Raw genomic sequence first — 6364 nt, forward strand, 5'->3', positions numbered from 1 at the left:
GGTGACCTGCAGGCCGGCGCGTAGGCGGGGCCGGCCTGCAGGTCACCCGTGGGAACGGCGGGCGGCGTGGGGGTGGGCGGCGCGTCGTCCGGGAAGAGCTCGGCGATCAGGCCCGGGTGGTCGTCCAGGACGGGGGAGCCGGTCGCGGGCAGGGTCGTGGCGGCCGCCGTGAAGGTGCCTGCTGCAACGATCGCGACAGTGGCGGTGATTGCTCTCATCTGCGGAGCCTCCGGGGGCACAGGTGGGGTCCTGAGCGCACCCCCCATGGCGCGGCTTCGCACAGCAGATTACTACGTCAGGTAGCTCATGCAACACTTTCGGCAGCGTTTTCTGTTGCATCCGGCAATCGGTTGTGCTCAGTTCGCGAGAAACTTGCCGAGGGCGTCGAGTCCGGCCTGCTGCCAGCCGGCCGCGGTCAGCTTTGTGCCGAAGCGGGCGAACCGCCGCGCGCCGAGCGCGTCCAGCACGTACTTGTTGCCGCTGAACACGACCTCCCCGGCCGGCACCTCGGCGCCGGAGTTCTTCACCATGCCGGTGGCCTGACTGCCGCCGGTCATCTCGATGGTGTTCCCGGTGACCTGGATGTCCCGGAGCAGGTAGGTGCCCCACGGCCCGGTGCCGCGGGTCCGGGCCTGGATGGTGACGCCGTTCACGTTGCCGGCGACCACGTTGTTCCGCACCGTCACGTTGGTCGAGGTGTTGATGTTGACGCCGCCGCCGTCCCACAGCGACGTGCCCGAGCCGCGGCCGGTGCCGAAGCCGTTGCCGGTGACGGTGTTGTCCTCGATCGTGCCGTTGCGGCTGATCTCGTACCGGATCCCGTCCGCGGCGTTGCCGATGATCGAGTTCGAGCTGATCACCCGGCCGTCGTCGGCGACGTCGGCCCAGATGCCGACACCCTTGTTGGCCTTGATCAGATTGCCGCTGACGGTGCCGGACGACCGGGTCGACTTGATCCCGCCGGACTCCCAGTCGGCGATCCAGAAGCCGTCGGTGTTGTTGCCGGTGATCACGTTCCGGGTCACCGTCGCCGCGGCCGAGGCGTACTGGCCGAGGCCGAGCTGGCCGTTGTTCCGGATCAGGTTCTTCTCGACCCGGGAGTTGTTCGCCTTCACCAGCATCACGCCGACGGCGTGGTTCCAGCGGACGTCGTTCGCGATCACCTTCCAGCCAGGTCCGGAGACCAGGGCGCCGGCCTGCGGCGCGCTGGCGAAGTGCTCGATGGTCAGGCCGCGGACGACCACGCCGGTGGCGCCGGACTCGATCGCGGTCCGCGTCTTCGACATCTCGACCACGCGGCCGGCCGGGTTCGTGCCGAGGTAGATCGCGTTCGCCGCGTAGTCGGCGTAGAAGGTGCCGGCCTTGAGGGCCGGCAGGCTCGCCACCCGGGTCAGGTGGTCGCCGTCGACGAAGAGCTGCTCACGCAGATGGCAGATGTTCGCCTTGTTGTCCTCACACTGCCCGTTCGCGCCGTACGCCGCAGGCAGGGCCCCGCGCACCACCCAGGCCGAGCCGGACTTCGCCCAGCCGGTGAGCGGCACCGAACCGGTCAGGACGGCGCGTTCCGCGCTGGCCAGTGTGGTGCCCGCCTTCGGCCGGATCGTCTCGGTGATCCGGTGCACGCCGGCCGCGAAGCAGAACGTCGTACCGGCGGGCTTCGAGTTCACGATCGACTGCGCGTTCTGGCCGGGCTTGATCACCACGCCGCTGCAGGGACCCGCGAACGCCGGGCCGGCGTCGGCCTCGTTCGCGGTGGGGACGGTCGGGGCCTTGGTGGTGATGGTGGTGGTCGTCGTCGCGGTGGTCGGCGTCGGCCTGGAGGAGGGCGTCGACGCCGGCTGCTTCGAGGGCACCGAGGTGGCGGTGACCTCGGGTGGGACGGTCGCCGCCGGGGTCTGGGAGGTCCGGTGCGAGGGCAGGACGCCGGAGGACACCGGGTCGCCGAGGTCGCGTGACTTCGCCACGTCTGTCGCGTTTGTCTGATTGGCGATGACCGGAAGCGCGACCGTAACGACGGCGAGCGCAGCCGCGATAAGCGCTGCGAACCACAACTTCCTCAATGCACCCTCCGGGGTGAGCGGCGCCCAGGCCCGGGAAGTCCTCGGAACCAGGTGTAGCCACCGCGAGACTTAAGGTAGTGCCATGCGGGTCGCCATGTTGCACAACCGTTACCGGACGGGTCAACCCAGTGGCGAGAACACCGTCGTCGCGCAAACGGTTGATTCGTTGGGTAACTCAGGACATGAGATCGACCTGTACGCGCGGAACAGTGACGATATCGCCGGGATGAGCCGGAAAGATCGCGCACTGTTACCGTTCCGCTCCGTCTGGTCATTCTCCGCCGAACGCGATTTAACACTTCTATTGCAGGAACGTCGGCCGGACGTGGTGCACATCCACAACACGTTCCCGCTGTTCAGCGCGTCCGTGCTGCGGGCGGCGTACCGGCTGGACCTCCCGGTGGTGGCGACGCTGCACAACTTCCGGCTGATGTGCGCCAACGCGGTGCTGCAGCGCGACGGACGCCCGTGCGAGTCCTGTGTCGGCAAGCTGCCGTGGGCCGGCGTCCGGCACAGCTGCTACCGCGGGTCGCGTGTGCAGACGTTGCCGCTGGCCAGCAGCATCGGTGTGCACGGCAAGCTGCGGACCTGGCAGAAGTACGTGACGCGGTTCGTCGTGCCGTCGGAGTTCGTCCGCGCTCGGTACGTCGCCGGCGGCTTCGACCCGGATCAGATCGTGGTGAAGCCGCACGCGGTGCCGCACTCCGGTGCGGTCCGGGAGGGCTCGGGTGACGCGGTGGTGTTCCTCGGCAGGCTGGAGGAGGACAAGGGGTTCGCCGATCTGCTGCGGGCCTGGGACTCCTCGCTCGGCCGGCTCGTCGTGGTCGGCGACGGATCGCTGCGCGGAGAGGCGGAGGCGCGGGCCGCATCCGATCCGTCGATCCAGGTGATGGGTCAACTACCGTGGGCCGAGGGCATGGAAGTGCTGCGGTCAGCGCGCGTCGCCGTCGTACCGGCCCGTTCGTATGAGACCTTCGGACTCGTGGTGGTGGAGGCGTTCGCGCACGGTGTGCCCGTGGTCGCGTCCCGGCTGGGTGCACTGGCCGAGTTGGTCGACGACGGCGAAACCGGGGCGCTGACCGAGCCCGGTGACCCGGAGGGGCTGCGGAAGGCCATCGGATTGGTCGGCGATCCCGTCACTTCGGTAGCCTTCGGCGAACGAGCCCGACAGGTCTACCTCGACCGCTTCACCCCGGAGCGCGACCTCGAGGCCACGGAGAGGATCTACACCGATGCGATCGCCCGGCACGCGGACGGCGGGCGGACCCGACGGGAACGCCGGGCGGACCGTGACGCCTGAGGCTGGGCCCGCGGTGAGCGCAGGGTATAGGGTCAGCGAGGGCGTGGGGGCTCGAGAGGTGGACGATCGTTTGCTGGGGGATGGCGGCTTGTCGGGTAGGGGATTTCTGGCCGGGGTCTTCGACCTGTTCCACGTCGGGCACCTCGACGTGCTCGGACGGGCCCGGCAGGCCTGCGACCGGCTGGTGGTGGGTGTGCTGACCGACGACTGGGCGCTCGACGCCTGGGGTGCGCGGCCGTTCGTGCCGCTGGTCGAGCGGACCCAGATCCTCGAGCACCTGCGCTGCGTCGACGAGGTGGTCGTGGTGGACGGCGTGCGGTCCGAGTGGCTGACCGGCGTACTGGGGGTACAGACCGTGTTCGCTGCCAGCGGGACCGACGGCGTGCTCGGCGCCGACGAGCTCGACGGGATCCCGGGCGAGCTGGTCAGCGTCCTGCCGGCCGGCCGCGGATCCCGCAGCCAGATCCTGCGCGCCGCGATCGACCAGCGGCAGTCGCGCTCGTCCGTAGCATGACAGTGTTTTCGGCCGGACCTTCGGCGCCGGCACGGTCATGGCGCCTCGCCTCCCGGCCTTTCCCCGTCGCTCCGGTCGCGTCGCCCCCCGAGTTCCTCAGGCCAGGCCGGGAGGCGCCGTGACCAAGTCGATGCGGGCAGTCGTCGGCGAGCTGGCGCGTGCGCAGAAGCCGTCGGCGGGCACGCCGGCGTACTCGCGGTTCGTGAACCGGCGGATCGGGCGGGTGTTCGCGGCAGCCGCCTTCCTCGGGCGGCGGACGCCCAACCAGGTGAGCCTGGCGTCCGGTTTCTGCTCGCTGATGGGCATCGTGCTGGTCGCGACCGTCCGGCCGTCGGTGCCGCTCGCGCTCGCGGTGACCGCGCTGCTGGTGCTCGGCTACGGCCTCGACTCCGCCGACGGTCAGCTGGCCCGGTTGCGCGGTGGCGGCTCGCCGCTCGGGGAGTGGCTCGACCACATGATCGACGCGGTCAAGATCGTGCTGCTGCACAGCGCCGTACTGATCTCGTTCTACCGCTTCGATGCTTTCGGCAACGAGCTTCTGCTGCTGGTGCCACTGGCCTACGTCTGCATGTCGTCGGTGCTGTTCTTCGGGCTGATCCTGATCGACCAGCTCCGCCGTCGGCACGGCGCGGCGCAGAAACCCAACGTGCGTGGTGATTCCGTGGCCAAGTCGTTGCTGATCGCACCGACCGACTACGGCGTCCTGTGCCTGGTCTTCCTCGCGTTCGGCTCGCCGTCGCTGTTCGTCGTCCTGTACGGCGCGCTGCTCGCGGCCAACCTGCTGTTCCTGGCGGCCGCGATCGCCAAGTGGTACCGGGAGATGGCCACGCTGGTGCCGGAGGTGCGCGGCTGATGGGCACTGTGGGGTACGCGCCGGGTGTGTACGACATGTTCCACATCGGGCACCTGAACATCCTGCGCCGCGCCCGCGAGCACTGCGACCACCTGATCGCCGGCGTGGTCGAGGACGACGTGGTCACCCGGATCAAGGGCCGGCCGCCGGTAGTCCCGCACGACGAGCGGATGGAGGTCGTCCGGGCTCTCGGCCTCGTTGACGAGGTGGTCAGCGACTGGTCGAGCGACAAGTTCGAGATGTGGAAGCAGCTCCGGTACGACGTCCTGTTCAAGGGTGACGACTGGAAAGGCACCGAGAAGGGGACGAGACTGGAGAGGCTGCTCGGCGAGGTCGGTGCCAGCGTGCACTACTTCCCGTACACGGCCTCCACGTCGAGCACCGATCTGCGCAGACTGCTGGAGGGAATGGGCTGATGTCGACCCGGCCGAAGGTCCTGCTCAGCGCGTACGCGTGCCGGCCGAAGGGCGGGTCGGAGCCGGGTGCGGGCTGGGCCTGGGCGAAGGCGGCCGCGCGCGACCACGACGTGTGGTTGCTGACCCGCGCCAAGTTCGCGCACGAGATCGCCGAGGAGCTGGCGATCCGCCCGGTCCCGTCGCTGACCGTCGTACCGCTGGAGCTGCCCAACTGGGTGCTGAAGCTGCGGCGCCGGCCGGCCGACGTGTACTGGTACTACCCGCTGTGGCAGAAGCTGGCCGGCCGGACGGCCCGGCGGCTGCACGCGGAGCACTCCTTCGACGTCATCCACCACCTGACGTTCGCCGTCGACTGGATGTCCGCGGGTGTGGTGGAGGAGTCGTCCGCCAAGGTGATCTGGGGGCCGGTCGGCGGGTCGACCACGGCACCGCTGTCGATGGCGCACTGGCTCGGGCCGCGTGGCCTGGCCGCCGAGCTGGTCCGGCGCGCGTACACCGGCGTACGGCGTCATCTGACCGGCCGGAAGCTGGCCCAGCGCGCCGACCTGATGGTTGCCCAGAACAACGACGTGGCGGAGACGTTCCGCAAGTACGCCCGGGAGGTCGTGGTCCAGCCGAACGTCGCGATCCGCCGGTTCACCGCGTCGGGTCCGTACGAGCCGTTCGGTGCCCCGGGCATCAAGACCGCGCTGTTCGTCGGCCGGCTGATCCCGTGGAAGGGCGTGCTGCTCGGGATCAGCGCGCTGGCGCGTCCGGAGGCGGCGAACTGGGAGCTGCGGATCATCGGGGACGGACCGGACTGGGGACGCGCCGAGCGGCTCGCGGAGGAGCTCGGCGTCCGCGACCGGGTCGAGTTCATGGGGCAGCTGCCGCGAGACGATGTGCTCGCGGCGATGTTCCGCGCCGACGCGCTGCTCGCCCCAGCGCTGCGGGAGGCCGCCGGGTGGGCGGTCACCGAGGCGCTCGCCTCCGGATGCCCGGTCGTGTGCGTCGGCCGCGGGGGTCCGGAGGTCATCGTCGGACCCGGCGAGGGCGTGGTCGTCTCCTGGCGCGGCGACGTGGTGGGCGAGCTCGCCCGCGGACTCGCCTCACTCCGGGGCCGCATCACCCCGGTCGACCGCTGGGGCCCCGACCGCCTCGCCGACATCCTCGCCGCCTGGTACACCCCCACCCGAGTTCCCCGCTGACCGGGCGGCCCTCATTTCGTGGGCTGACCCACAT

6 protein-coding genes and 1 pseudogene are annotated in these 6364 nt (G+C 70.1%); 5 read left to right on the forward strand and 2 right to left on the reverse strand.

Translation table 11 applies throughout. From position 1 onward, the window contains the following. Together E1218_RS34435 and E1218_RS34440 are read right to left on the reverse strand one after the other, a co-directional pair. A pseudogene (locus E1218_RS34435) lies at positions 1-218 on the reverse strand (hypothetical protein); the annotation flags it as partial. Between the two features lie 138 nt (positions 219-356). Further along, entirely contained in the window at positions 357-1964 is a 1608-nt protein-coding gene (locus E1218_RS34440; protein ID WP_233712665.1) for a right-handed parallel beta-helix repeat-containing protein, read from the reverse strand. Positions 1965-2154: 190 nt separating this feature from the next. Here E1218_RS34440 and E1218_RS34445 point away from each other — a divergent pair, with 190 nt between their 5' ends. The 5 genes from E1218_RS34445 to E1218_RS34465 all read left to right on the forward strand — a co-directional run bounded on the left by E1218_RS34445 (position 2155) and on the right by E1218_RS34465 (position 6330). After that, a complete protein-coding gene (locus E1218_RS34445) occupies positions 2155-3360 on the forward strand; it encodes a glycosyltransferase (protein WP_233712668.1) in 1206 nt (401 codons plus the stop codon). A gap of 58 nt (positions 3361-3418) precedes the next feature. After that, positions 3419-3874: an adenylyltransferase/cytidyltransferase family protein gene (locus E1218_RS34450; RefSeq protein ID WP_233712666.1), complete on the forward strand. Its 456-nt coding sequence runs from the start codon at positions 3419-3421 to the stop codon at positions 3872-3874. A 118-nt stretch (positions 3875-3992) separates the two neighbouring features. After that, the gene (locus E1218_RS34455) at positions 3993-4727 is read left to right on the forward strand and encodes a CDP-alcohol phosphatidyltransferase family protein (protein WP_233712667.1); all 735 of its coding nucleotides are present in this window, start codon (positions 3993-3995) and stop codon (positions 4725-4727) included. Continuing rightward, positions 4727-5143 (forward strand): adenylyltransferase/cytidyltransferase family protein, encoded by a 417-nt coding sequence (locus E1218_RS34460; RefSeq protein ID WP_132327232.1) that lies wholly within the window; start codon positions 4727-4729, stop codon positions 5141-5143. Before E1218_RS34455 ends, E1218_RS34460 begins: the two co-directional genes overlap by 1 nt. Next, on the forward strand, positions 5143-6330 hold the full coding sequence (locus E1218_RS34465; RefSeq protein ID WP_132327233.1) for a glycosyltransferase family 4 protein: 1188 nt from the start codon (positions 5143-5145) through the stop codon (positions 6328-6330). The genes E1218_RS34460 and E1218_RS34465 overlap by 1 nt, the downstream gene beginning before the upstream one ends. The last annotated feature ends 34 nt before the right edge of the window (positions 6331-6364 follow it).

The sequence above is a fragment of the Kribbella turkmenica genome (genome assembly GCF_004348725.1).
In the GTDB taxonomy this organism is placed as follows: Bacteria; Actinomycetota; Actinomycetes; order Propionibacteriales; family Kribbellaceae; genus Kribbella; species Kribbella turkmenica.

Coding starts and splice junctions, on each gene's coding strand:
- E1218_RS34445 (WP_233712668.1), top strand. CDS start 2,155: ATGTTGCACAACCGTTACCGGACGGGTCAACCCAGTGGCGAGAACACC.
- E1218_RS34460 (WP_132327232.1), top strand. CDS start 4,727: ATGGGCACTGTGGGGTACGCGCCGGGTGTGTACGACATGTTCCACATC.
- E1218_RS34465 (WP_132327233.1), top strand. CDS start 5,143: ATGTCGACCCGGCCGAAGGTCCTGCTCAGCGCGTACGCGTGCCGGCCG.